The organism is Anaerohalosphaeraceae bacterium (genome assembly GCA_037479115.1).
GTDB lineage: Bacteria > Planctomycetota > Phycisphaerae > Sedimentisphaerales > Anaerohalosphaeraceae > JAHDQI01.
In genome coordinates this window covers 142,958-165,335 of record JBBFLK010000004.1, presented here as the reverse complement: position 1 = coordinate 165,335, position 22,378 = coordinate 142,958, and the positions used below count along the sequence as shown (strand labels likewise).

Annotated in this window: 22 protein-coding genes; 16 read left to right on the top strand and 6 right to left on the bottom strand. The window is 55.2% G+C overall.

Features of this window, described 5'->3' with window-relative positions:
• Window positions 1-420 (bottom strand): GDSL-type esterase/lipase family protein (locus tag WHS88_03480; GenBank protein MEJ5259232.1); only part of this gene is annotated, 420 nt, incomplete at its 3' end.
• Between the two features lie 262 nt (window positions 421-682).
• Between WHS88_03480 and WHS88_03475 the strand changes: the two genes are divergently transcribed.
• Together WHS88_03475 and WHS88_03470 are read left to right on the top strand one after the other, a co-directional pair.
• On the top strand, window positions 683-1,078 hold the full coding sequence (locus WHS88_03475; GenBank protein MEJ5259231.1) for a hypothetical protein: 396 nt from the start codon (window positions 683-685) through the stop codon (window positions 1,076-1,078).
• A gap of 212 nt (window positions 1,079-1,290) precedes the next feature.
• Complete coding sequence (locus tag WHS88_03470; GenBank protein MEJ5259230.1) at window positions 1,291-2,388, top strand: ATP-binding protein; 1,098 nt, start codon at window positions 1,291-1,293, stop codon at window positions 2,386-2,388.
• A 26-nt stretch (window positions 2,389-2,414) separates the two neighbouring features.
• Here the strand turns inward: WHS88_03470 and WHS88_03465 are convergent, their stop codons facing one another.
• A complete protein-coding gene (locus WHS88_03465) occupies window positions 2,415-3,569 on the bottom strand; it encodes an iron-containing alcohol dehydrogenase (GenBank protein ID MEJ5259229.1) in 1,155 nt (384 codons plus the stop codon).
• 232 nt (window positions 3,570-3,801) lie between these two features.
• Here WHS88_03465 and ffh point away from each other — a divergent pair, with 232 nt between their 5' ends.
• The 6 genes from ffh (at window position 3,802) to WHS88_03435 (ending at window position 7,541) form a co-directional block, all read left to right on the top strand.
• A complete protein-coding gene (gene ffh, locus WHS88_03460; GenBank protein ID MEJ5259228.1) occupies window positions 3,802-5,214 on the top strand; it encodes a signal recognition particle protein in 1,413 nt (470 codons plus the stop codon).
• Between the two features lies 1 nt (window position 5,215).
• Entirely contained in the window at window positions 5,216-5,545 is a 330-nt protein-coding gene (locus WHS88_03455) for a hypothetical protein (GenBank protein MEJ5259227.1), read from the top strand.
• Window positions 5,546-5,620: 75 nt separating this feature from the next.
• On the top strand, window positions 5,621-6,001 hold the full coding sequence (gene rpsP, locus WHS88_03450; protein ID MEJ5259226.1) for a 30S ribosomal protein S16: 381 nt from the start codon (window positions 5,621-5,623) through the stop codon (window positions 5,999-6,001).
• A 12-nt stretch (window positions 6,002-6,013) separates the two neighbouring features.
• Entirely contained in the window at window positions 6,014-6,730 is a 717-nt protein-coding gene (gene trmD / locus WHS88_03445; protein ID MEJ5259225.1) for a tRNA (guanosine(37)-N1)-methyltransferase TrmD, read from the top strand.
• A 31-nt stretch (window positions 6,731-6,761) separates the two neighbouring features.
• Complete coding sequence (gene rplS, locus WHS88_03440) at window positions 6,762-7,118, top strand: 50S ribosomal protein L19 (protein MEJ5259224.1); 357 nt, start codon at window positions 6,762-6,764, stop codon at window positions 7,116-7,118.
• Between the two features lie 18 nt (window positions 7,119-7,136).
• On the top strand, window positions 7,137-7,541 hold the full coding sequence (locus WHS88_03435; GenBank protein MEJ5259223.1) for a YraN family protein: 405 nt from the start codon (window positions 7,137-7,139) through the stop codon (window positions 7,539-7,541).
• A 2-nt stretch (window positions 7,542-7,543) separates the two neighbouring features.
• On the opposite strand, the gene WHS88_03430 is transcribed toward WHS88_03435, so the two are convergent.
• Window positions 7,544-8,266, bottom strand: coding sequence for a PH domain-containing protein (locus tag WHS88_03430; GenBank protein MEJ5259222.1), 723 nt, complete (start codon window positions 8,264-8,266; stop codon window positions 7,544-7,546).
• A gap of 129 nt (window positions 8,267-8,395) precedes the next feature.
• On the opposite strand from WHS88_03430, the gene der reads away from it, so the two are divergent.
• From der to WHS88_03410, 4 genes are all read left to right on the top strand, one after another.
• On the top strand, window positions 8,396-9,727 hold the full coding sequence (gene der / locus WHS88_03425; protein MEJ5259221.1) for a ribosome biogenesis GTPase Der: 1,332 nt from the start codon (window positions 8,396-8,398) through the stop codon (window positions 9,725-9,727).
• A gap of 111 nt (window positions 9,728-9,838) precedes the next feature.
• Complete coding sequence (locus WHS88_03420) at window positions 9,839-11,470, top strand: tetratricopeptide repeat protein (GenBank protein ID MEJ5259220.1); 1,632 nt, start codon at window positions 9,839-9,841, stop codon at window positions 11,468-11,470.
• Window positions 11,471-11,626: 156 nt separating this feature from the next.
• Window positions 11,627-11,881 carry a hypothetical protein gene (locus WHS88_03415; protein MEJ5259219.1) on the top strand — a complete coding sequence of 85 codons (255 nt, stop codon included), beginning with the start codon at window positions 11,627-11,629 and terminating at the stop codon, window positions 11,879-11,881.
• A gap of 43 nt (window positions 11,882-11,924) precedes the next feature.
• A complete protein-coding gene (locus WHS88_03410) occupies window positions 11,925-13,709 on the top strand; it encodes a carbon starvation protein A (protein MEJ5259218.1) in 1,785 nt (594 codons plus the stop codon).
• Here the strand turns inward: WHS88_03410 and WHS88_03405 are convergent.
• The 3 genes from WHS88_03405 to WHS88_03395 all read right to left on the bottom strand — a co-directional run bounded on the left by WHS88_03405 (window position 13,675) and on the right by WHS88_03395 (window position 15,881).
• Complete coding sequence (locus WHS88_03405; GenBank protein MEJ5259217.1) at window positions 13,675-14,703, bottom strand: hypothetical protein; 1,029 nt, start codon at window positions 14,701-14,703, stop codon at window positions 13,675-13,677. The two genes, WHS88_03410 and WHS88_03405, sit on opposite strands and share 35 nt — an antisense overlap.
• A gap of 21 nt (window positions 14,704-14,724) precedes the next feature.
• Window positions 14,725-15,528 carry a diadenylate cyclase CdaA gene (gene cdaA, locus WHS88_03400; GenBank protein ID MEJ5259216.1) on the bottom strand — a complete coding sequence of 268 codons (804 nt, stop codon included), beginning with the start codon at window positions 15,526-15,528 and terminating at the stop codon, window positions 14,725-14,727.
• Between the two features lie 128 nt (window positions 15,529-15,656).
• Window positions 15,657-15,881, bottom strand: coding sequence for a hypothetical protein (locus tag WHS88_03395; GenBank protein MEJ5259215.1), 225 nt, complete (start codon window positions 15,879-15,881; stop codon window positions 15,657-15,659).
• 159 nt (window positions 15,882-16,040) lie between these two features.
• On the opposite strand from WHS88_03395, the gene WHS88_03390 reads away from it, so the two are divergent.
• The 4 genes from WHS88_03390 (at window position 16,041) to gyrB (ending at window position 22,314) form a co-directional block, all read left to right on the top strand.
• Window positions 16,041-18,008 carry an ABC-F family ATP-binding cassette domain-containing protein gene (locus tag WHS88_03390; protein MEJ5259214.1) on the top strand — a complete coding sequence of 656 codons (1,968 nt, stop codon included), beginning with the start codon at window positions 16,041-16,043 and terminating at the stop codon, window positions 18,006-18,008.
• A gap of 405 nt (window positions 18,009-18,413) precedes the next feature.
• Entirely contained in the window at window positions 18,414-19,511 is a 1,098-nt protein-coding gene (dnaN, locus tag WHS88_03385) for a DNA polymerase III subunit beta (GenBank protein MEJ5259213.1), read from the top strand.
• The gene (locus WHS88_03380) at window positions 19,508-19,891 is read left to right on the top strand and encodes a DUF721 domain-containing protein (GenBank protein MEJ5259212.1); all 384 of its coding nucleotides are present in this window, start codon (window positions 19,508-19,510) and stop codon (window positions 19,889-19,891) included. Before dnaN ends, WHS88_03380 begins: the two co-directional genes overlap by 4 nt.
• Complete coding sequence (gyrB, locus tag WHS88_03375; protein ID MEJ5259211.1) at window positions 19,888-22,314, top strand: DNA topoisomerase (ATP-hydrolyzing) subunit B; 2,427 nt, start codon at window positions 19,888-19,890, stop codon at window positions 22,312-22,314. Before WHS88_03380 ends, gyrB begins: the two co-directional genes overlap by 4 nt.
• Window positions 22,315-22,378: the final 64 nt, after the last annotated feature.

Sequence of the window (22,378 nt, the reverse complement as noted above, 5' to 3'; positions counted from 1 at the left end):
GGCGGAATACTGTTCTCGAGCGGCATTATTCGTCCCAATCATCAGCACAGCTAGTTTGGGCTGAATGCCGTCGATTTCCCCATTCTGCAGCCGCCACAGCACATGCTCCGTACGGTCGCCGCTGTAGCCCAGATTGAGGGCATCATAGGAACTGTAATAGGCATCCCAGACGGCCTTGCCCTTGTTTTCCCAGCCGTGCGTGATGGAATCGCCGATGAAAACGACCTGCGGATTCTTTCGGGGGAGCTGTTCCAAAATCGCCTGATGCCGCCGGGTCCACCACTCATCTCCCCGCGGCACCGGGGTCACCGCCGTATGCGCCCCGAGCGCTGTCTGCGAACAATTCAGCGATTGGGAACGACTGCATCCAAAAAAAACGCTGACCGCTGCCGTCCAAAGAATCCACCAACATTGTCTCATAAGCATTTCCTCCAAAGAATTGCTGAAATAAATCGGTTGTGCCTTTTAGTCTAACAAGCTGAGAATCCTTTACAAAAAATTCTTCAAAAAATTTTTTCGGAAAAACCGCCGTAAGTCCGATAAAAAAGAGTTTTGAGCCGGCCTGTTCCCATTCCGCTTTTTGAGTTGGGAAAAAATGCACAACAGGCCGAGTTGACTGTGCTATAATTTCCCCAGATTGTTCAACGTTTACAAATTGGGGAAACGCTTTGGGGAGGGACTGATGCAGTACAAGTATCACACAAAGACCGGCAGTCTTTACATCCGGACGGTTGACACCTACGGCGACACGTGGGACAAAATCGACAAGGACGGCAATCTGACTCCTTTGGCTGGAGCAATGCATATTACGCGCCGGCGGCTTCAGGAAATCATTACGGATTATCCTCTTATCATCCTCAACCGCACGGCCCTGCTCGGCAAAAGCATTGCCAAAGATTTTTTTGAAGATGTCAGGCGCGAGGGAATTGTTCACATTCCCCAAAATGAGGAATCCTTAATCTTCTTCCTTATTGAACGGGAGGACAGCAAATACAGCGTCGGCTACAGCAGCCGTGTGGAACGGGTGGAAATCCTCGAACAGCAGGAAAAGACCGAAGGCACCAAAATCCGCTTCTAACCTCCCTTGGCCCCGGTGTGGATAGGCAAATCCTGCCCATAGCAGACACAGTATATCCTGTAATCCCAGAAAAATCCTCGAGAAATCTAAAGTCTGCAAGAAAATAAGCCCATATATTAAAAGAAGTTATAAAAATTCTTGCAGATTAGGAATTGTTTCCTAAAATACAAAGAATGATAAACAGATATATAAAACATCTTATTCTGAGTCGATTGGATTCTTATCCAGCCGTTGCCTTACTTGGACCTCGCCAATCCGGAAAGACCACTCTGGCCAAAACCCTGGGGCCTCATTATTTTGACCTCGAACTGCCGGAGGGTCGGACTCGGCTGGATGTCCAATGGCCGGCTTTGATCCGGAAGGATGAGCTGATTGTCCTGGATGAAGCACAATCCTGGCCGGAGATTTTTCCGCGAATCCGTTCCGCCATCGACGAAGAACGGCAAAAGAACGGGCGATTTCTCCTGCTCGGCTCCATCTCACCGGCTCTGATGAAACAGGTTTCGGAATCGCTGGCCGGACGGCTGAGTTTGGTGGAATTGAGTCCTCTGCTTCTAATAGAGCTGACGGACAATCAACTGGATGATTTGTGGCTGTTCGGCGGCTATCCGGAAGGAGGTATCCGAAATCCGGCCCAATTTCCGCAATGGCAGAAAGATTATCTGGCCCTCCTAACCGAACGAGACCTGCCGAACTGGGGTCTGCCGGCAAAACCGTTTGTCACGCAGCGTCTCCTCCAAATGCTCGCTGCTGTCCACGGTCAATTATGGAATGCACATAAACTGAGTGAAAGTCTGGGAATTGACAGCAAAACACTCAATACTTATATGGGCTACCTGACCGGCTGCTTCCTGATTCGACGCCTGGAACCCTATTACGCCAACCTGAAAAAACGATTGATTAAATCTCCCAAAATCTACTGGCGCGACACCGGGCTTCTTCATTCGCTTCTGAATCTGGCATCCTTTGACCAGCTGCTCGGTCATCCGGCTGCAGGGGCCAGCTGGGAGGGGTTTGTGATTGAGCAGATTCTCTGTACCTTGTCAGCCAAAGGCAAATCCGCTCAGGCTTTTTTCCTGCGAACGTCGGACCAGAAGGAATTGGACCTGATTTTGGACTTCGGGCAGACACAATGGGCGTTCGAAATCAAATTGACCTCTTGCCCTTCGCCGGCGGATGTTCATCAATTTAACAAAACCGCCGACCTGCTCGGAGCGGAGAAACGCTTTCTGGTTTGCCGCATCCGTGAACCGATTGAATCGGAACAAATCCTGGTTACAAATCTCCCGTCGGTCTTGTCTCTCTTATGAGAATCTGAGCCAAGACTATCCAGGGCCTACAGACACAGGTGAAGGATTTCGCCGACCTGCTGGGCGCGGATGTTCTGGTGTTCGCCCATTACCGTGCCGCGCTGCTGAAACCGTTCCACGACCTTTTGAATGCCCGCCTCCGTGATGCCGTAATCGCTTAACCGGGTCGGCATTTCAATCGAATGGAAGAACTGCACGGTCTTTTCGATGGCGGCTTTGGCCTGCGAGGTCTCATCTCCGCCGAGGATATGCCAGACCCGGCGGGCCATCTGGGCGAGTTTGCCCTTTTTGTTCTCGAACTGATGCTTCCAGACACCCGGCAGCACAATCGCCAGGGACTCGGCATGGTCCACGCCGAAGAAGGCCGTCAGCTCATGTCCGATTTCGTGGGTGCTCCAGTCCTCGATCACGCCGCGGCTGAGCGTGCTGTTGAGGGCACATGTGGCCGCCCACATAAACGTCGCTCGGCTGTCATAATCCTGCTTGCTGAGCACATCCTCCGCCACATCCAAAAGCGTACGGACAACAGCCTCGGCCTGCCGGTCCTGCAAAGGCGTATTCACATTATAGGTGGCATACTGTTCCATTACGTGCACAAAGGCATCGACCAGCCCGTTGCGGAGCTGCTTTTTCGGCAGAGAATAGGTCGTTTCCGGGTCCAGAATTGAAAACTGCGGAAAGACATGCGGGCTTCCGAAGGCCAGTTTTTCCTGTGTGCTTTTTCGCGAAATCACGGAAAAGCAGTTCATCTCGGAGCCGGTTGCGGGCAGCGTGAGCACATCCGCCAAAGGCAGAGCGGCTTTGACGACGGAACCGCCGCTGGTGAGGATGTCCCACGGGTCTTTTCCCGGATAGCAGGCCGCGGCAGCGATGAATTTGACGGCATCCAAAACCGAGCCGCCGCCGACCGCCAGCAGAAACTCGACTTTTTCGGCCTTGATTTTGTCCACGGCCTTCATACAGGTCTCATAAAGCGGATTCGGCTCAATCCCGCCAAACTCTGTCCACTGTATCCCCTTTAGGCCCTGAACGACCTGCTCATAAACCCCATTCCTCTTAATTGAACCGCCCCCATACAGCATCATCACCTTTTTGTCTTTGGGGAGGTACTTTTGAACCTGAGGAATTGTCCCTTTTCCGAAAACGATACGAACCGGATTGTAAAACTCGAAATTATTCATAGGCCTGTCCTTTCCTAACGGTTTCCTTATTATCCAGACCCCAAACAAAATGGCAAGAGAAAGAATCTGGCTGAAAGATTTGAAAAAAATGGACAGGGTAAGGCCACAAATGGCCGATTTTTGCTCGGGAACGGCTTTTCCGCTTGCAAAAAGCCCCTCTTTTCCTTACAATCCTTCGTTTTCGCGGGAAGTCCCTGCGCAGAGTAAGACCGTAAAAGCGGAGTCGGAAGAGTTGTTTGACGCGTTAACCAGCAAATTTAATTCGATTTTTCATTCGCTCACCGGGCGAGGGCGCATCACGGAGGCCAACGTCTCTGATGCGATGCGGGAAGTGCGCAAAGCCCTGCTGGAGGCGGATGTCAACTATCACGTCGTCAAGCAGTTCTGCAAAGACGTCCAGCAGGCCGCTATCGGCGCGGAGGTGATTAAGAGTCTTCGGCCCGGCCAGGTGATGATTAAAATCGTCCATGATGAACTGGTCAAACTGATGGGGCCGGTGGACACCCGCATCTATTTTGTCTCGCCCGGACCGACGATTATCCTGCTGGCGGGTCTTCAGGGTTCCGGCAAAACCACCACGGCCGCCAAACTGGCCCAGTACCTCATCTCCAAAGGCAAGAAACCCTGCCTGGTGGCCGACGACCTTCAGCGGCCCGCCGCCATTGACCAGCTGGAAACGCTGGCGCAGCAGGTCGGCGTGCCCATTTACACCGAACGCAACACCCAGGACGCCGTCAAGGTGGCCCGCCAAGGCATTGAGTTTGCCCGCCAGAACGGCTGCGATGTTGTTATCCTCGATACGGCCGGACGGCTGCATATCGATGAAGAGATGATGGCCCAAATCGAGCAGGTCGCCAAGGCCGTCAATCCGCACCAGATTTATCTGGTGTGCGATGCAATGACCGGTCAGGACGCGGTCAATTCCGCCAAGGCCTTCAATGAACGGCTGGAGCTGGACGGTGTGATTCTGACCAAACTGGACGGCGACGCCCGCGGCGGGGCCGCTCTGAGCGTCAAGGCCGTCACCGGCAAGCCCATCAAGTTCATCGGCGTCGGGGAAAAACTCGACAAACTCGAGGAGTTCCACCCGGACCGAATGGCCGGGCGCATTCTGGGCATGGGCGATATTGTGACTCTCGTCGAAAAGGCGCAGGAGCAGTTTGACGCCGAAGAAGCCCAGAAAATGCAGGCCAAGATGGCCAAAGGAACGTTCGGGTTTGATGATTTTCTCAAGCAGATGCAGGCCCTCAAAAAAATGGGCGGCATCGCTTCGATGCTCAAGCTGATTCCGGGGATGTCGCAGCTGGGCGAGCTGGACCTGGACGAGCGGGAAATCAACCGGATGGAAGGGATTGTCCATTCGATGACCCCCGAAGAGCGGCGCGACCCGGATATTATCGACGCCTCCCGCCGGCGGCGGATTGCCCGCGGCTGCGGACGCGACGTGCAGGAAGTGGCCTCGCTGATTAAGACGTTCAAGCGCAGTCGGGACCTGATGAAATCGCTGTCCGGCGGCGCGATGGGCGGGTTTAAGAGTCTGCTGACCGGAAAACTGGACGTGTTCAGCGCGCTGAACAGCGGGCGGAAAATCAAACAGCGTTCGGCCAGGAAGCGTCCGGAGCGTCGGAAGAAACATCGGCGCTGATATGACCATCGAGGAGTATCTGAAGAAGCTGGAGCGATTTGTGGACGACCCGTACGCCCGGCAGGTGCGAACGTGCTTTGCGGGGCTGGACGGGCGGAGCGAACTGGCGGTCCTGCAGGCGCCCAGCCGGACGGAATACGAACAGCTGGCCCGGGCGGTGGCCCGGATGACGCCGCAGGAAAGAGAAAACGCCGAGCGGCTCAGTCAGGCCCGAACGGAACAGCTGGCCCAGGAGGCCGGCGCGGACCCGGCCCTGCTGGCGATTTTCCTGAACGGCTACGCCCTCGAGAAAAGGAAAGCGGCGGGCCGCGGAGAAGTGCGACCGGATTGAACCGGAAACCTGTTTTGCCTTCGGCATCGGGCCGACGGCGAAAATTGATTATACAAGGAAAGAAAGGAACGACGTATGGCAGTCAAAATCAGAATGACCCGAATGGGTCGCCGGCACCGGCCCTTCTACCGGATTAATGCCGTGGAAGTCCGCACGCCGCGCGACGGCCGAATCCTCGAAAAACTCGGCCACTATGACCCGATTGAGAAAGACCCCGCCAAGCAGGTGGTGCTCAATCTCGAACGGGTGAAGTTCTGGATTGGACAGGGAGCCGGCACATCGGACACGGTCGCCGAGATTCTCAAGAAACAGGGCATCACCTGTCCGCAGTATGAAGAAAAACTGAAACGGCGCCAGCGGGCCCTGGAAATCGCCCGCAAAAAAGGCCTGCCGTTTACGAAGGCCGAAAAAATCGCCGCCGGTCTGCTGTCTGAAAAGAAAGAAGGCGGCGAATAGTCCTGATTCCGTATGCGAATCGATGTCCTGACTCTGTTTCCGGAGATGTTTGACTCACCGCTGAGTCATTCGATTCTCAAGCGGGCGCAGCAGCAGGGCATTGCAGACATTGCTCTTTGGAATATTCGAGATTTCACCACGGACAAATACCGAAAGGTGGACGACAAGCCCTACGGCGGCGGTCCCGGAATGGTGATGATGTGCCAGCCGGTGTTTGACGCCTTCCGGCACGTCCGGCAGCAGCATCCGCAGCCCGGACGAGTCATCCTGCTGACGCCGCAGGGAACCCTGTTCACGCAGGACAAGGCCGTCGAGCTGGCCCGTGAGAACCGGCTCATTCTGATTGCCGGACGCTACGAGGGCTTCGATGAGCGGATTCGCATCGGGCTGGGGGCGGAACAGCTGTCCATCGGCGATTACGTCCTGACGGGCGGGGAGCTGCCGGCGATGGTCATTATCGACGCCGTCGTTCGCCTGCTGGAGGGAGCGCTGGGCGATGAAGGGTCCGCCGAGGATGAATCGTTCCGCGACGGACTGCTGGAGTATCCCCAGTACACCCGGCCGGAGGAGTTTGAAGGGATGAAAGTGCCCGAGATTCTCCTCAGCGGCGACCACGGACGGATTGCCCAGTGGCGAAATCAGCAGCGCCTTGAACGAACCAGACAGTTTCGGCCGGACCTCTGGCAGAAGTACGAGGCCCGAATGAACAACAGTCAACATTCTGGATAAAAAAACAGGAGATAGTTCCGTGAAGAAAGATTTGATAGAAATTGCAGAAAGCAAAAGCCGAAAGAAAGAGATTCCGTATTTTGAAATCGGCGATACGGTGGATGTGCACTGCCGCATTGAAGAAGGCGGCAAATCCCGCATCCAGGTGTTTACCGGCGTCGTCATTTCCCGCAAGGGCCGCGGCATGAACGAGATGTTCACGGTCCGGCGGATTGTCAATGATGAGGGCGTGGAACGGACCTTCCCGCTGCACTCTCCGAACGTGGTGGACATCAAACCGGTGCGCAGCGGCAAGGTGCGCCGGGCCAAGCTGTACTACCTGCGGCAGCGCAGCGGCAAGGGTGTTCGGCTGTCTCAGAGAGCCAGCAAGCACACCACACCCGTCTAACCGGACGGAACGAACCCGATGGACCTGTTCGGCGGACGAAAGCGTCTCCTGGCGGACCCGCACAAGCTGGGCCGATGGGGACAGCGTCAGGCCGAACGGTTCCTGCGGAAAAACGGCTGGCGGACGGTGGCGCGGAACTTTGCTTTCGGCGGCGGCGAAATCGACCTGATTGCCGCCGACCGAAACGGCATGGTGGCCTTTGTGGAGGTCAAAACCCGACGCAGCGAGGATTATGCCCCGGCCGTTTCCGCCGTGACCTTCGCCAAACAGCAGAAACTGATTCGGACCGCAAAGTGCTTCCTGAGACAATACGACCTCTCGGAGAGCCCTTTGCGGTTCGATGTTATTACGGTGATTCTTCCCCCTTGCGGCCCGGTGGAGATTCGACATTATCCGGGCGCCTTCCGGCCCTGCTCTCGTTAACTTTATTCCAGATGAACGACGCCCTGTTTGCGGTCGGCGGCCAGAGAAGCAGCTTTGATATAATCATAAACCCGCCAGGGTCGGCGGATTTTTTCAAATTTGAATGTCGGGTCGGTTTTGTCGTTCGTAATGAGGGTGATTCGACCGATTCCGAACAGCCGATCTGACAAGGAACGGTGCATTTTGATATCCACAACCCGAAACATGTCGAGATTGTCCACTTTGCGGCTCAAGAGGCCGCGTCTCCACTCGATGCGGTCAGGGCTGATTTGATAGGAAATGCTTTTAAGACAAAGAATCCGAACGGCCGTCTTCAGAACAGCCGCCGCGGCCAGCAGCCCCCCCAGCAGGCGAATCGCCAGGAGAATCTGCGGCGGATACGGCCGGGAATCGAACAGTTCGGCAATCAGACTGGAAAACGGATACACCATTAAAAACAACCCAAAAAGTACGGCCAGGCCTGCCCCAAACAGGGTTGAGGCGGCCCCCCACACGGAAGGATAGAGGCAAAAGGTTTCCGTGGGTCTTTGGGGCTTTTGGGACGGCTGGGGCGCACCCTGCGAATCGTTTTTGCCGGCCCGATGAAACCCGCCTGCATGATGGGAAACCGGAAGGGAATCATCCTCCTCGGTCAAAAACTCGCGGCACCAGCGGCACTTGACGGCGTCCGCCAGAATCTGCTCTCCGCAAAAAGGGCAGGGCTTTCTTTTCCGTTCACGCTCCATAGATTTTCCTGCAGCGATTTTCTTCTGTCCCATCGGCAGAATCGATGCGTTATCTTGAAAACGGGACGGAAACAAGTATAATCCGGAATCGACGAATCCAAAATCTTTTTTCGCGGAGATTTACAACCCATGGCTCTACCGGTCGCAGCCATCATCGGACGTCCCAACGTCGGCAAAAGCAGTCTGCTCAATTCGCTGGCAGGCCGCCGCATCAGTATTGTGGACCCGACGGCGGGGGTCACGCGCGACCGCATCAGCACCATCCTGTGCCACAAAGACCGCTATTTCGAACTGGTGGATACCGGCGGATACGGCATTGTGGACTCGGATGCTCTGGAAGAGCACATCGAAAACCAGATTTTTCAGGCCATCAGCAGTGCCAATCTGGTGATTTTTCTGGTGGATATTCGTCAGGGGCTGACACCGCTGGATGAGGAAATCGCCGTGCTGCTGCGCAAGCACAATCTGCCGGTTATTCTGGCAGCGAACAAAGCGGATACGCCGTCTCTTTTTTCCGCTGCCGCCGACTTTGCCCCGCTCGGGTTCGGCCTGCCGATTTGCGTATCCGCCGAGCAGAAAATCAACCGAACGGAGCTGCTGGACCGCATTGTGGAGGCCCTTGCCCATCTGCCCGCGGAAACTCCGAAAGAGGCCGTGATGAAACTGGCCATCGTCGGACGACGCAATGTCGGCAAAAGCACCTTTCTGAACGCCGTCGTCGGACAGCCGCGGGTGATTACCAGCGAAATCCCGGGGACAACCCGCGATGCCGTGGATGTCCGCTTCGAAAAGGACGGCAAGTGCTTCATCATCATCGATACGGCCGGCGTCCGCAAGAAGAGCCGGATGCAGAACGACATTGAGTTTTACGGCTACACACGCGTCATCAAGAGCATTCGGCGGGCGGATGTGGTTCTGCTGGTGATGGATGCCACAGAGCCGGTCTCGGAAGTGGATAAAAAACTGGCCCACCTGATTCAGGAGGAATACAAGCCCTGCATTCTGGTTATCAACAAATGGGATTTGGCCAAAGACCGGGCCGGTTCGCAGGATTATGCCGACTATCTGGAAAAAGCGATGACCGGTCTTCGGAGGGCCCCGATTGCCTTTACCACAGCCCTGGAAGGCAAAAACGTGCAGAGCGTGCTGGATTTGGCGATGGAGCTGTTCAAGCAGGCCTCGCTGGAGGTGCCGACGGCCAAGCTGAACAAGGCCGTGCGGCTGATTGAAGAGGAAAAGGCGGGCGGACACAGCCGCGGGATTGTCCCGAAGATTTATTATGCGACGCAGGTGGCGACCCGGCCGGTTACGCTGCTGCTGTTTGTCAACCGCATCAACCTGTTTGACCCGGCCTACCAGCGCTATCTGGTCCACCGCTTCGGCGAACTGCTCGGCATCGAGGAGGTGCCCATCCGGCTCCTCCTGCGCCCGAAAGAGAGCCGGAAAAAAGAAGATGAATAAACTTTTTCATTTATCCTGCAGAAGGGTTGAGCGCCTCTTCTGAAAAATCCGACAAAGATGACGTCTGCGCAGGAACAAAATGCTCTGTTTTCTCTCAGAAAGACCTCTCTTGTGCATCCAGACAGAATAATACGCGTGCTGGCGGCGGCTGTTTTGGCCTTGCTCAGCTTCCAGGCCTTCAGCGAAGCGCTGTCCTCCGATTTTATCTGCATCGATGACCCGTTTTACGTTTTTGCTAATGAACATGTCACCGGCGGCCTTTCCCTTCGGGGCATCCTTTGGGCCTTTACAACCGTCGAAATGGCCAACTGGCACCCTCTGACCTGGGTGAGCTATATGGCCGACACCAGCCTGTTCGGAACCGGCCCCCGCGGATACCATCTGACCAATCTGCTGCTCCACACGGCCAATGCGCTTCTTTGCCTGTGGCTCTTTTCCCTGTGGACCCGTCGATTCTGGGCCGCTTTTCTGATTGCCCTTCTGTGGGGGATTCATCCGCTGCGGGCGGAATCCGTCATCTGGATATCCGAGCGCAAAGATGTCTTAAGCGGTTTCTTCGGCCTGCTGTCGCTGATTGCCTACACCTACTACGCCCGTTCGGAAAAGAAAAAACTCCTGTGGGCGGCCTGGTTTCTGCTCCTGCTGGGTCTTCTGTCCAAATCGATGCTCGTGACCTGGCCCTTCGTTTTCCTGCTGGCCGATTACTGGCCGCTGAAACGGCTGACGGATTCGAGGGGACTGCGCCGTTGCGTCATCTGGGAAAAAATTCCCTTTTTCTTTCTGACGATTGTGTTCTCCGGAATGGCCTTTTATGCCCAGCAAGCCGGCGGCGCCGTCATTTCCGCCGAAACGTTTCCGCTGTCATTCCGCGTTCTGAATGCCGCTGTGTCTTATGTGCAGTATCTGAAGCATCTTTTTTGGCCGACGAAGCTGTCTTTCTTTTATCCGATTTATCACCCGCAAGACATTCCGTGGACCGTGCTGAGCGCCTTTGTTTTTTTATCCGTCTGTACGGCGTGTTTCTTACGTTTTCAAAAAACCCGCCCTTCCGTCTGGATGGGTTGGCTTTGGTACATTGGAACCCTGGTACCGGTCATCGGACTTGTCCAGATCGGGCTTCAGTCGATGGCAGACCGTTATACCTATCTGCCGAGTCTGGGGATTGGGCTGATGGTGGTTCACGGATTCGGGGTTCCCTTGTGGTCCGCCAAGCGTCTTCGTTTTGCCCTGGCTGGACTGTCGGCGGCCGCCTGCGTGTTTCTGCTTGTCTGCAGCTGGACTGTTTCTCTGTCCTGGAAAGACAGTCTTTCTCTGTTCGCCCGCGCAGCAAAGGTGACGGAGAACAACCCGATTGTGTGGATTTACTATGGAAAAGAGCTGGAAGACGCCGGTCTTTATCAGGAAGCCGCCGAGCAGTATGAAAGACTGCTCCGGCTGTATCCGGAATCAGCCGACGCTTACCACGGTTTGGGCAGGATAGCGCTGCAACTGCAAAATTACGAAAAGTCGGAACAGCTCCTTTTGAAGGCCGAACAACTGTCCATTACGGAAAACCCGTTTCTGCTGGAGTCCCTGGCCCGGCTTTATCTGGCTGTCGGGAATTTTCCGAAAGCTGAATCGCTGCTGAACAAGGCCCAGTGTCTTTGCGAGCCCAAGAAATTCCCGACTCTGTTTATCCGACTGAATCTTCTGGAAAAGCAGCTCCAGGAACGAAAACAGGAATTGTACCGGCAAAACCAATGAGAGAACATACACCCGAGTCCAACCTGTCCATTCCGCGGAGGCGGCTTCTTTCTCTTTGTAAATTCCGCGTTCCGCTGGCTGACTTTCGAATCGATTCGCTGGGCCTTCACAACAGTTTTTCTGGGCAACTGGCACCCTCTGACCCTTTTGAGCCATATGGCGGATGTGGAATTGTTCGGTCTGCATCCGGCCGGCCATCATCTGGCCAGTCTTCTGCTGCATCTGCTGACAGCCGCCGCCTATGCCGCCGTCGGGGATTTTTCGCAGGCGGCTGCCGCCGCCCGGCAAGCACGGCATCTGGCTCAACAGGAAAAAAATACAACACTGCTGTCCCAAATCGATGCTCGCCTTCAGCTGTACCAGCAGGGCAAATCCTTTCTTGAAAAAGTCTGCGGACAAGAAGTAGAATAACATTTAAAAACAAGGGAAACAAACCCTTTCAGGAGTGAAAGTCATGGATGCGCTGCTGCTCATGCTCATTTGCGGGGTCGGATATGTAATTGCCTATCATACCTACGGGCGGTTTCTGGCTCGAAAAATCTTTCGGCTCAATCCGGATGCTCCTGTCCCCAGTCGGGAGTTTCAGGATGGAGTGGACTATGTGCCCTCCCGCAAAGAAGTCATTTTCGGCCATCACTTTACCTCCATCGCCGGCACCGGACCGATTGTCGGACCGGCCATCGGCATCATCTGGGGGTGGCTGCCGGCCATCCTTTGGGTAACCATCGGCTGCATTTTCATGGGCGCCGTCCACGATTTCGGCACACTCGTCATTTCCCTCCGCAATGAAGGCAAAAGCATCTCGGAAATCGCTGCCCGCTATATCAATCCCCGTGTACGCCTGATCTTCTTTCTGATTGTCTTCCTGGCCTTGCTGATTATCATCGCCATTTTCGGGGTGGTGATTGCTACGGTGTTTAAATTATACCCGGAATGCATTCTGGCCATCTGGCTGCAGATTCCGATTGCCGTCCTTCTCGGCTGGGCTATTTATAAAAAGAATGCTCCCCTGACATTTTCAACCTTTCTGGCCGTGACGGCAATGTACGCTTCGGTTGCTCTTGGAGCTTGGTTGGAGGGTTTCTGGAAAAGCCGATACGGCCATGGAGTTTTTGCTTTTCTGGATTCCTGGCCGATCCCCTCTACCGGAACCTGGACCATCATTCTTCTGGTTTACTGCTGGTTTGCGTCCACGCTGCCGGTGACGACCCTGCTTCAGCCGCGCGATTACATCAATGCCTGGCAGCTGTTTCTGATTATGATGCTGCTCGGCCTGTCGGTTCCGGCGGCGGCGTTTCGTTTCGAAAACTTTCACCTCTCGGCACCGGCCTATCATCCGAGATTTGCAGATGTCCCGCCGCTGCTGCCGATGATGTTTGTGACGATTGCCTGCGGCGCTATCAGCGGCTTTCACTCGCTGGTTGCCAGCGGAACAAGCCCCAAACAGATTGCCCGGGAGACGGACGCCCGTTTCATCGGATACGGGTCCATGCTGGTAGAGGGAATGCTGGCCGTCCTGGTCATTATCTGCATTGCCGCCGGTCTTGGAATCGGCAGCGGCGGGCTGACCGGACGGGCTGCGTGGGAGCAGTTCTACACCGGCTGGATGGAGGGCCGCGGATTGGGAAACAACCTTCAGCCCGTGGTTGTCGGGGCCTCGAATATGCTGGCAGCCCTGGGAATTCCTGCCGTGCTCGGAGCGGCCATCGTGGGTGTCTTTGTGTCCTCGTTCGCCGGCACAACGATGGATACCGCCGTGCGCATCCAACGGTACGTCATCGGCGAATTGGCGGCGGATTTTAAGCTTCCACGACTGGCCGACCGCTGGACCGCCACGACGCTGGCGGTTTTGACGGCGGCCGCCGTGGCGTTTATCAACACCTCCGGCGGAACCATCTCCTTCGGCGCCGATGCCAAGGGGGCCCTGCGGCTGTGGCCGCTGTTCGGAACCGTCAACCAGCTGATGGCTGCCCTGGCTTTGCTTGTCGTCACCATGTATCTCAAACAAAAAGGCGGATGGAAATTCATTGTTGCCGCTCTGCCCTGTCTGATTATGCTGGTCCTGACCGGCTGGGCGATGGTGCTCAATGAACTCAGCTACATTCGGCAGAAAAACTGGCTGCTGTGCGGATTGGGCGGAGCGGTCTTTCTGCTGGCCTGCTGGATGACGCTCGAAACGGTTGTTCTGTTCTGGAAAAAGCCCGCTACGGCTGGACCGAAGGAGCCGGCGCCGAACTGATTGGAACCAGACGAATCCGGACCATCGCCGGCGGCTCCGGGGCCTGAATCATTCCTCTGCGAACCAGCTCCTGCGGGAAATTGTAAATCACCGGCCGCGGCGGCGTCTGTTCGAGGAGCTGATCGCCGCTGAGAACCAGAACCAGCACATGATAGGGCTGCTGCTGATACTGGGTTTTTGCTTCCGGTGTTGAGCGGAAATGAATGGTTTTTATGTCATCCAGAATCTCGACCTTGTACGCCCCGAGCAGCTCGGCCGGCATCACAAAGCCGATGCGGCCCGGGTTGGTCTGGAAGACCTGGGCCTCCAGCGGCAACGTGGAGGGCATGCGAATCAGAACTGTCTGAGAAGCATACTGTTTCTTGTCGTTCGGGCCTAATGTGATGAACGGCCGTTCCCGAACGGGACGAAGGCGGGCATTCTCGATTTGGTTGGCGGATAAGACCACGCGGGCAGCGGTGTCCGTTCCCTCCCGGATGTACATCGATACGCGTGAGGGCTCCACGCTTTCCGGGGTCAGCAGCTGCCCGGCCTCATCGCGGACCTCGACCGGAACCTCCCGCAGCACCAGCCGCTGGACCTGCACCTCGACAGTGGACGGCTCACAGGCGGTTACCGCCAGCGCCAGGGCCCGCACTCGAACGCCTCGGCGAATCATCTCATCCAGCGGAATCTGGTAGGTTCCGGCCTTGTCGTGTCCGAATTCCTGCGGGTCATAGTAAAAATCCAGCCGCTCCCGATAGGGGTCGGCATCCGGAGCCCGATGCCGCCGTTCCAGTTCCGCAATTTTTGCCGGAGAGCCGCGAAAGGTAATCTTCACCGGCACGCGGCTCTGTCCGCCGGCGAACGTCACGTAATAGTCCGGGTCCGCCGTAGGGGACAATTCAAGCGTGCCGAACAGAGTTGTTTCCTTTTCCAGCGACAAAAAGGCCCATACCCAAATCGTCGCCGACAGAAAAGCAACTACAAGAAGTTTTCTGATTTTTGCCGCCACGCCGTCTTCCTTTTCCGCCGTCTACTGCTCCTGCGGTTGTCCCGCTTCCTCCAGGGCATCCTTGAGATACTGCCGGAGTTCCGATTTGCTGACATTTCGTTTCAGTTGTCCGTCTGAAGCGATTGAGATAATCCCGGTCTCTTCACTGACGACAATCACCAGTGCATCGGACGTGCTGGACAGTCCGATGGCCGCCCGATGACGGGAGCCCAGCGAGCCGGCTGCTCCGTCTCCTTCCGACAAAGGCAGCTGGACCCGCGCGGCCAGCAGACGGTCCCCGCGAATAATCAGGGCCATATCGTGGAGAGGGGTCCCGGGATAGAAAATGGTCTTAATCAGCTCGGAGGTAATCCGCGCATCGAGCCGAACGCCCGTTTCAATGAATTCGCCCAGTCCGACATGCCGCTCAATCACCAAAATGGCTCCCGTTCGGGTGGCGGCCATCTGGGAGACGGCCTCGACAATCTCTTCGACGCCTCGGCTGATTTGATAGCGCGAACCGGCTGTGAAAAGAGACGTCTGGCCGATGCGAATCAGGGCGCGGCGGATTTCCGGCTGAAAGGCAATCACCGCGACAATCAAGACCGCCAGCAGAAAGCCGTTGTACAAATACGCAATCCGGTCCATTCCGAAGGTCTTGACCCCCAGATTCAGCACCAGCGAACCGGTGAACAGAACCAGGACCATGCCCCGAAAAAGACGCTCTCCTCTGGTTCCCTCCAGAAAATTGAGCACGGCATAGACCACCAGCCCAATGATAATCAGCTCGGCCAGAATAATCAGTCGCTCGTAGGGGGAAATCCTTAAGATGTGCTCAACAATCACCTGCAAGGGTTGTGGTTCCCGACAAAGGGGCTGTCTTTCTGATTTTCGGCACGTCCTTCCGGTCCTTTCGGGCCGACCCGCCGGTTTCTATAAGGCCGCAGCGCCCCTGCTTTCCGGCACCGGATGCCTTATCGAGTATAAAGCGGGGTCAAACGAGTGGGTCTGTCCAGAAGGAGGAAAGAATCGATATCATCCTGAAACATCAGCCAGTTCGAATGGACCGTTCGGTAATGCCGCTGATGCACCTCTTTGGCTGTAATCCCGGGGCCCCCGGAACAGCCCGCCAGGAGTCCAACACACAACATAACCCATCCGAAAACCGCCGACTTATATTGCAGTTTGATTCGCTTCATCTGTGGCCCCAGTGCAGCTAAAACCTCATCTTATGTCTTTTTCTTTCCCCAAAATACTAATTGCGTCCGCCCCCCCTGTCAACGGAAAAACCCGCTCTCTTCCTATTTCGCTGATTTTTTATTATAGTAGGGGCTCTGACTGAAACTTTAAGGCCTTATATGTCTATTATATCGCTTTCTGATATCGAAAAATCGTACGGAACTCTGAATCTTTTCCGGGGATTGACTGTCTCCTTTCATGGGGGTCAGCGAGTCGGGTTGACCGGGCCCAACGGTTGCGGAAAGACAACCCTATTTCGGTTGATTATAGGTCAAGAATATCCCGATAAAGGCACTGTGTCTGTTCAAAAAGGCCTTCGGCTGGCCTATCTTCCTCAAGAAAACCGATTCGAAGGGGATGACCGAAAAACCGTTTTTGAAACGGCCTGCGAGGGGGTGGGAGAAACCCGTTTTCTCCAGAACCGACTGGAGGAAGTTTTGTGTGAATTAGATACACAAAATCGACATCTACTCAAACAAAAACTTACTGAGTATGAGTCCATTCGACATCAGCTGGAACATCAGGGCGGGTGGAATGCGGAAATCTTCGTGAAAAGTATTTTGAGCGGTCTTGGACTGAATGAGGAAACATATTCTCGTCCTGTTTCTGCTTTGAGCGGCGGGCAGCTTTCGCGTCTGATGCTGGCCCGCACCCTCGTGAGCCCTTCGGATGTCCTTCTTCTGGATGAGCCGACCAACCATCTGGACCTGCAGGGGATTGAATGGCTGGAGATGTTTCTCAAGAGCTACAAGGGGACTGTGCTGCTCATCAGCCATGACCGGTACTTCCTTGATCAGCTGGCGGACAGCATTGTTGAAATCGAGGCCGGACAGGCGTTCAGCTACAGAGGAAACTATACCTCTTTTCTTGAGCAGAAAAAAGTAAGGCGGCTCTCCGAAGAGCGCATCCTTCGCCGCCGAAAGGAGTTTATCGCCAAGACCCTCGATTTCATTGCCCGCAACAAAGACCAGGAGGGGATGCGCAAGACGGCTCGCGGCCGAAAAACCCGTCTGCGGCGTCTGCTTCACAACAATCCGGATTTTCTGAAAGAGCTGCCGGAGGCCCAGCGAATCTCCTTTTTCTTTGAATCACCATCGGACCGCCGCGAAAAGCTCATCCGGGCCGAGTCTCTGTCCAAGCGTTTCGGCGAAACCGTCCTGTTCCGCAGCCTGAATATTGAAATAACCCCTGGCTGCCGAACGGTCATCATCGGGCCGAACGGGTCCGGCAAGACGACGCTTCTGAAGATTCTTCTGGGGCAGCTGGAGCCGGATGAGGGGTATGTTCAAAGGGGAGAAAATATTCGAATCGGCTACTTAGACCAGCATGCCCAGACACTCTGCGAAGAGAAAACAGTTCTGGAAGAGGCAGCCGCCGTCCGCCCCGACCTGACCCCTGAACAGCTCCGCGGAAAGCTGGGCGCCTTTCTCTTTCGAGGGGAGCAGGTATTCCAGCCGATAGCCACCCTCAGCGGCGGCCAGAAAAACCGTCTGATGCTGGCCAAGCTTGTCCTGTCGGAGCCGGAGCTGCTGATCCTCGATGAGCCGACCAACCATCTCGATATGGAAAGCCGGCAGGTGCTCGAGGAAGCCCTTACGGTCTATGAAGGGGCTGTTCTGGCCGTCAGCCATGACCGATACTTCATCAACCGACTGTTCGACAGCATGCTGATTTTGGGCCGCAGCAGGGAAGGACGGATTTCGCCGGCTGAGCACACATGGTACTACAAACTCGCCGGAGAAGAGGGTATTTTTACACAATGGAGTCAACGGGTCCAGACTCTTCAGCAGGAAACAGCTTCACCTCCGAAAAACTCTCTGTCTGAAACCGCCAAAAAGACGCCTTCTGTATCCACCCCACCGGAGATTCGCCGGTTCAACGCATGGAAACTGGAGGAGATTGAGGAAAAAATCCTGTCCCTCGAGGAGGAAATTGAATCCCTTTCACTGGAGTACGGCAAAGAGGAGACATACCGAAACAAAGAGGCCGTGCAGTCGCTTCAGGAAAATATAGATAGGAAAAAATCAGAACTTGCCCTTCTCTATCGGGCGTACGAATGGCGTATCGCGAAAAAGAAAGCCAAATAATTTTTCCGTGGAAAACCTGTGAAAATGACTGTGAGAACTGTAAAACGCATAAAAGAAACAAATACCCTATCTTGCCATTCAGTACGGCGCCACAAAACTGCACACAGCTTAAACACAGCCACTCACAGGTTATCCACAGCGGCTTTAACAGATAAATTTTCCCTAAAATATTTTGAAATAATATGTTAGAACATAATAGAGCGGAAAATGATAAAGTTTTAACAAGTGATATGACAAAAGAATGATAAGAAGATTCTCTCATAGAAAGACACGGGAAAAGCCTTCATTGTTCTGCTTACCAAACCGGCAACTTCCTTCTAAAATCCAGTTGCAAAACCCTTCCTTTGCGGTACATTATCCGGAATAGGCAAACGGATAAACGAAGGGTTTTTTCAGGGGAAATCGATGAAACTGAATCTGAATCGTCTGGCTTTTCAGGAAGCACTGACCCTGGCGGGCACAGTCATTCCGCGCAGTACTCCCAAGCCGATTCTGCAATGTGTCCGGCTTCGTACCGAGAAAAACAACGTGATACTTTCCGCCACGGATTTGGAGGTAGGGATTCTCTGCCAGGTAGCCCAGGCGGAAATTCAGGAAGAAGGCGATGCGGTCGTTCCGCTGGAAAAACTCAGCGGCATCGTGCGGGAAACAGCGGATGAAACTCTTGTTTTGGATGAGTCTGAATCGACCGTTCATATTACGACGGCGGACAGCAAATACACGATTTACGGACACGACAGCCGGCAGTATCCTTCGGTGCCGGAGTTTTCCGGCAAAGGCGAATTGGAAGTGCCGCTGGAGCCCCTGAAAGAGGCCATTCAGCAGACCCTTTTTGCCGCTGCCAAAGAGAGCACCAGGTATGCCCTGAACGGGGTCTTGTGGGAAATCAACGGGAAAAAACTGAATCTGGTCGCTACAGACGGACGGCGTCTGGCCCGCTGCACTTTGACGCTTCCGAAGGCGGCAAAGTCTCCGGAGGGCAAGGTGATTGTTCCGTCCAAGACGATGGGGCTTCTGGAACGTCTTCCTGGGGATGCTCAGGCGGTTGTGTCGATTACGTTTACCGAGAACCGCATCGCCGCCGCCTGCGGAAACGTTACGCTCAGTTCAACCCTGGTGGAAGGCAATTTCCCCAAGTACGAGGACATTATCCCGAAAGATTACGAAAAGAAAGTCGTTTTGAATACCTTTTCGGCCCTGAGTGCCGTCAAACGAGCCGCCCTTCTGTCCAGCGAGGACAGCAAGGGAATCAAGCTGTCGCTTCAGAAAGGACGGATGCTCTTTTCCAGCCGGGCCCCGGAGACGGGCGATGCTCAGATTGAAATGCCGGTGGAGTACGACGGGCCGTCCATTGACATCGGATTCAACCCGCAGTTTCTGATTGATGCTATACGGGTTCTGAAAGCGGATACCTTTGAGATGCATCTGGGAGAACCGGACAGGCCGGGTCTGCTTAAATGCGGCCCCGGCTTCCTGTATATTGTAATGCCGGTGAATCTATGAGCCATTCTTCTGCGTCTTTTTATCGCATTCAGAGACTCTCGGAGCGTCCGGAGAATCTCCGGGAGAAGGGACCGGAGCCGCTGGCCAATCTGGTCGGCCGTTTTCTGCAGGAGCGGAGCAGCGAGCTGCAGAGGGCCGGACGGGTGGTGGATGCCTGGACGGCGGCTGTCCCGGAGGACCTGAAGCCCTACTGCCGTCTTGCCGGCGTGAAAGACGGCGTTCTTTCCGTTGAGGTGCCGCCCGGGCCTTATCTGTATCGTTTCAAAACACTCTCGAAGGACCTGCTCGGCCGTCTGCAGCAGGCCTGTCCGTCCGTTCGAATCCGTTCGATTCGTCTGATTCCGGCTGCAATGCCGGCCGAAGAGACCGCAACACTATGACTACTCAAACATACGATGCCAGCAGTATTAAGATATTGGAGGGCCTTGCCGCCGTTCGCAAGCGTCCGGATATGTACATCGGCAACCGCCAGGAAAGCGGTCTGCATCATCTTGTCTATGAAGTGCTCGACAACGCCATAGATGAGGCGCTGGCCGGACGCTGCGATCAGATCCTCGTGCATATTCACATGGATGGAAGCTGTTCCATCGAGGACAACGGCGGCGGCATTCCGACGGAGATTCATCCGGAGGCCGGCGTCAGCGCCCTGCAGGTTGTTCTGACGACCCTGCATGCGGGCGGAAAATTCGACAACAAGGCCTACCGCGTCTCCGGCGGTCTGCATGGGGTCGGCGTCAGCGTGGTCAATGCGCTCAGCGAATGGCTTCAGGCCGATGTGTGGCGCAACGGAAAACACTACCAGTTTGAATGTGTGCGCGGCGTGCCCAAGGGGCCCGTCCGCGAAGTGGGACCGGCGAACAAGCGCGGCACCCGAATCACCTTTATGCCGGATGCTGAAATTTTTCCGGATACGGAATTTAAGCATGATACTCTTCTGAAGCGCGTCCGGGAGCTGGCGTATCTGAATGCTGGCGTTCATATCACATTCCAGGACGACCGCGTAAACAAAAAAGAGGTGTTTCACTATACGGAGGGCATCCGGGCCTTTGTGAAGTACCTTGACGAAGGCAAAACGCCCATCTGCGATACCATCTATTTTTCCAAGGCGGACCCGGAAAGCGGGATGGAGTGCGAGATTGCCTTCCAGTACAACGACAGCTATGTGGAAAATGTATTGGCGTTTGCCAACAACATTCGAAACATAGACGGCGGGACTCATCTGTCCGGTTTTCGCACAGCGCTGACGCGGACGATGAATGCCTACGCCCGCAGCGCAAACATGATTAAGAATATTACGCCGACGGGCGAGGACCTCCGCGAGGGGCTGACGGCCGTCATCAGCGTCAAACTCCGCGACCCGCATTTTGAAGCCCAGACAAAGGTCCGTTTGTCCAATCCGGAAGTGGAAGGATTTGTCCAGAGTGTAGTCAACGAGAAGCTGTCCATCTATCTGGAGGAAAATCCGTCGGCGGCCCGGGCGATTCTTTCCAAGGCCATTCAGGCAGCGGCGGCCCGCGAAGCCGCCCGAAAGGCCCGCGAGCTGACTCGCCGGAAAGGAGCCCTTACGGGCGCGGACCTGCCCGGCAAGCTGTGGGACTGCTCCAGCCGGCAGACGGACAATACGGAGATTTTTATCGTAGAGGGCGACTCGGCGGGCGGTTCGGCCAAGTCGGGACGCGACCGCGAGCACCAGGCCATCCTGCCGCTGAAGGGAAAGATTATCAATGTGGAAAAGGCCCGTCTGGAAAAGATGCTCGGGCATGAGGAAATCCGAACCATTATCAGTGCGCTGGGCACCGGCATCGGGGCGGATGAGTTCGATATTACCAAATGCCGGTACGGCAAGATTATCCTGATGACCGATGCCGACGTGGACGGGGCCCATATCCGTACGCTTCTGCTGACCTTTTTCTTCCGGCAGATGCCGCAGCTGATTGAGGCCGGCAAGATTTATATTGCCCAGCCGCCGCTGTACGAAATCCAGGAAAAAGGGAAAAAAGAGAGCCAGTACCTTCTCAGTGAAGCCCAGATGAGAAAATTTGTGGAGAACCGCGGCCTGGAGGGGGCCAGTCTGGTTGTCCGCCAGCCGGGTCAGCCGCCGCAGATTATCGAAAAAGCCCGTCTGGCCCTGCTGGTGAAGATTCTCAATGATGCAGAACGGAGCATCTCGGTTCTGGAGCGGCGCGGGATTGTATTCCGCGAGTTTGTGGAAAATTATTTCGACGGGACCCGTCTTCCGGTCTATCATATCCGTTCGCAGGGACAGAGTGAATTTTTCTACACCAAAGAGGAATACGAAAAACGTCAGGAGGAATTGTCCGCCGCCTCGTCGGAAAAACAGGACAATGAAGCAGCCGGAGGGTTTTTGGCGGAGGAGCTCCACGAGGTTGTGCGGCTCAATGAGATTCACGAACGGCTGAAGGAAGGGTTCCAGATGGATATGACCGATTTTCTCCAGCGGCCGTCTCGTTCAGAGGATTTGGAGGAGTCAGGGGAGAAATTTGAGGTCAAATCAGGCGAGAAATCCTATCCGGTACCTTCGCTTGACCAGATTCCGGCGGTCATTCGGAAAATCGGTTCGGAGGATATTGAAATCAAGCGGTTCAAAGGGTTGGGCGAAATGAACTCCGAACAGCTGTGGGAAACGACGATGGACCCCAAGCGCCGCACCCTTCTGAAAGTGGATATGGATGATGCCGGCGAGGCCGACCGGCTCTTCAGTATTCTGATGGGGGATGATGTCGAAAAGCGGAGAAAATTTATTCAGGAACACGCACTCGAGGTGCAGAATCTGGATATTTAGGGCACTGAGGAAGCAGAATTTTTTCTTGCAAAACCAGTTCGGCTGGTCCAGAATAATCGGTCGA

What these genes read in the sequence shown, in the direction of transcription:
- WHS88_03465 (MEJ5259229.1), bottom strand. Translation starts at nt 3,569, where the DNA reads ATGAATAATTTCGAGTTTTACAATCCGGTTCGTATCGTTTTCGGAAAA.
- dnaN (MEJ5259213.1), top strand. Translation starts at nt 18,414, where the DNA reads ATGAAACTGAATCTGAATCGTCTGGCTTTTCAGGAAGCACTGACCCTG.
- WHS88_03410 (MEJ5259218.1), top strand. Translation starts at nt 11,925, where the DNA reads ATGGATGCGCTGCTGCTCATGCTCATTTGCGGGGTCGGATATGTAATT.
- rpsP (MEJ5259226.1), top strand. Translation starts at nt 5,621, where the DNA reads ATGGCAGTCAAAATCAGAATGACCCGAATGGGTCGCCGGCACCGGCCC.
- WHS88_03475 (MEJ5259231.1), top strand. Translation starts at nt 683, where the DNA reads ATGCAGTACAAGTATCACACAAAGACCGGCAGTCTTTACATCCGGACG.
- WHS88_03455 (MEJ5259227.1), top strand. Translation starts at nt 5,216, where the DNA reads ATGACCATCGAGGAGTATCTGAAGAAGCTGGAGCGATTTGTGGACGAC.
- WHS88_03430 (MEJ5259222.1), bottom strand. Translation starts at nt 8,266, where the DNA reads ATGGAGCGTGAACGGAAAAGAAAGCCCTGCCCTTTTTGCGGAGAGCAG.
- der (MEJ5259221.1), top strand. Translation starts at nt 8,396, where the DNA reads ATGGCTCTACCGGTCGCAGCCATCATCGGACGTCCCAACGTCGGCAAA.
- gyrB (MEJ5259211.1), top strand. Translation starts at nt 19,888, where the DNA reads ATGACTACTCAAACATACGATGCCAGCAGTATTAAGATATTGGAGGGC.
- WHS88_03390 (MEJ5259214.1), top strand. Translation starts at nt 16,041, where the DNA reads ATGTCTATTATATCGCTTTCTGATATCGAAAAATCGTACGGAACTCTG.
- WHS88_03415 (MEJ5259219.1), top strand. Translation starts at nt 11,627, where the DNA reads ATGGCGGATGTGGAATTGTTCGGTCTGCATCCGGCCGGCCATCATCTG.
- WHS88_03380 (MEJ5259212.1), top strand. Translation starts at nt 19,508, where the DNA reads ATGAGCCATTCTTCTGCGTCTTTTTATCGCATTCAGAGACTCTCGGAG.
- WHS88_03395 (MEJ5259215.1), bottom strand. Translation starts at nt 15,881, where the DNA reads ATGAAGCGAATCAAACTGCAATATAAGTCGGCGGTTTTCGGATGGGTT.
- WHS88_03435 (MEJ5259223.1), top strand. Translation starts at nt 7,137, where the DNA reads ATGGACCTGTTCGGCGGACGAAAGCGTCTCCTGGCGGACCCGCACAAG.
- trmD (MEJ5259225.1), top strand. Translation starts at nt 6,014, where the DNA reads ATGCGAATCGATGTCCTGACTCTGTTTCCGGAGATGTTTGACTCACCG.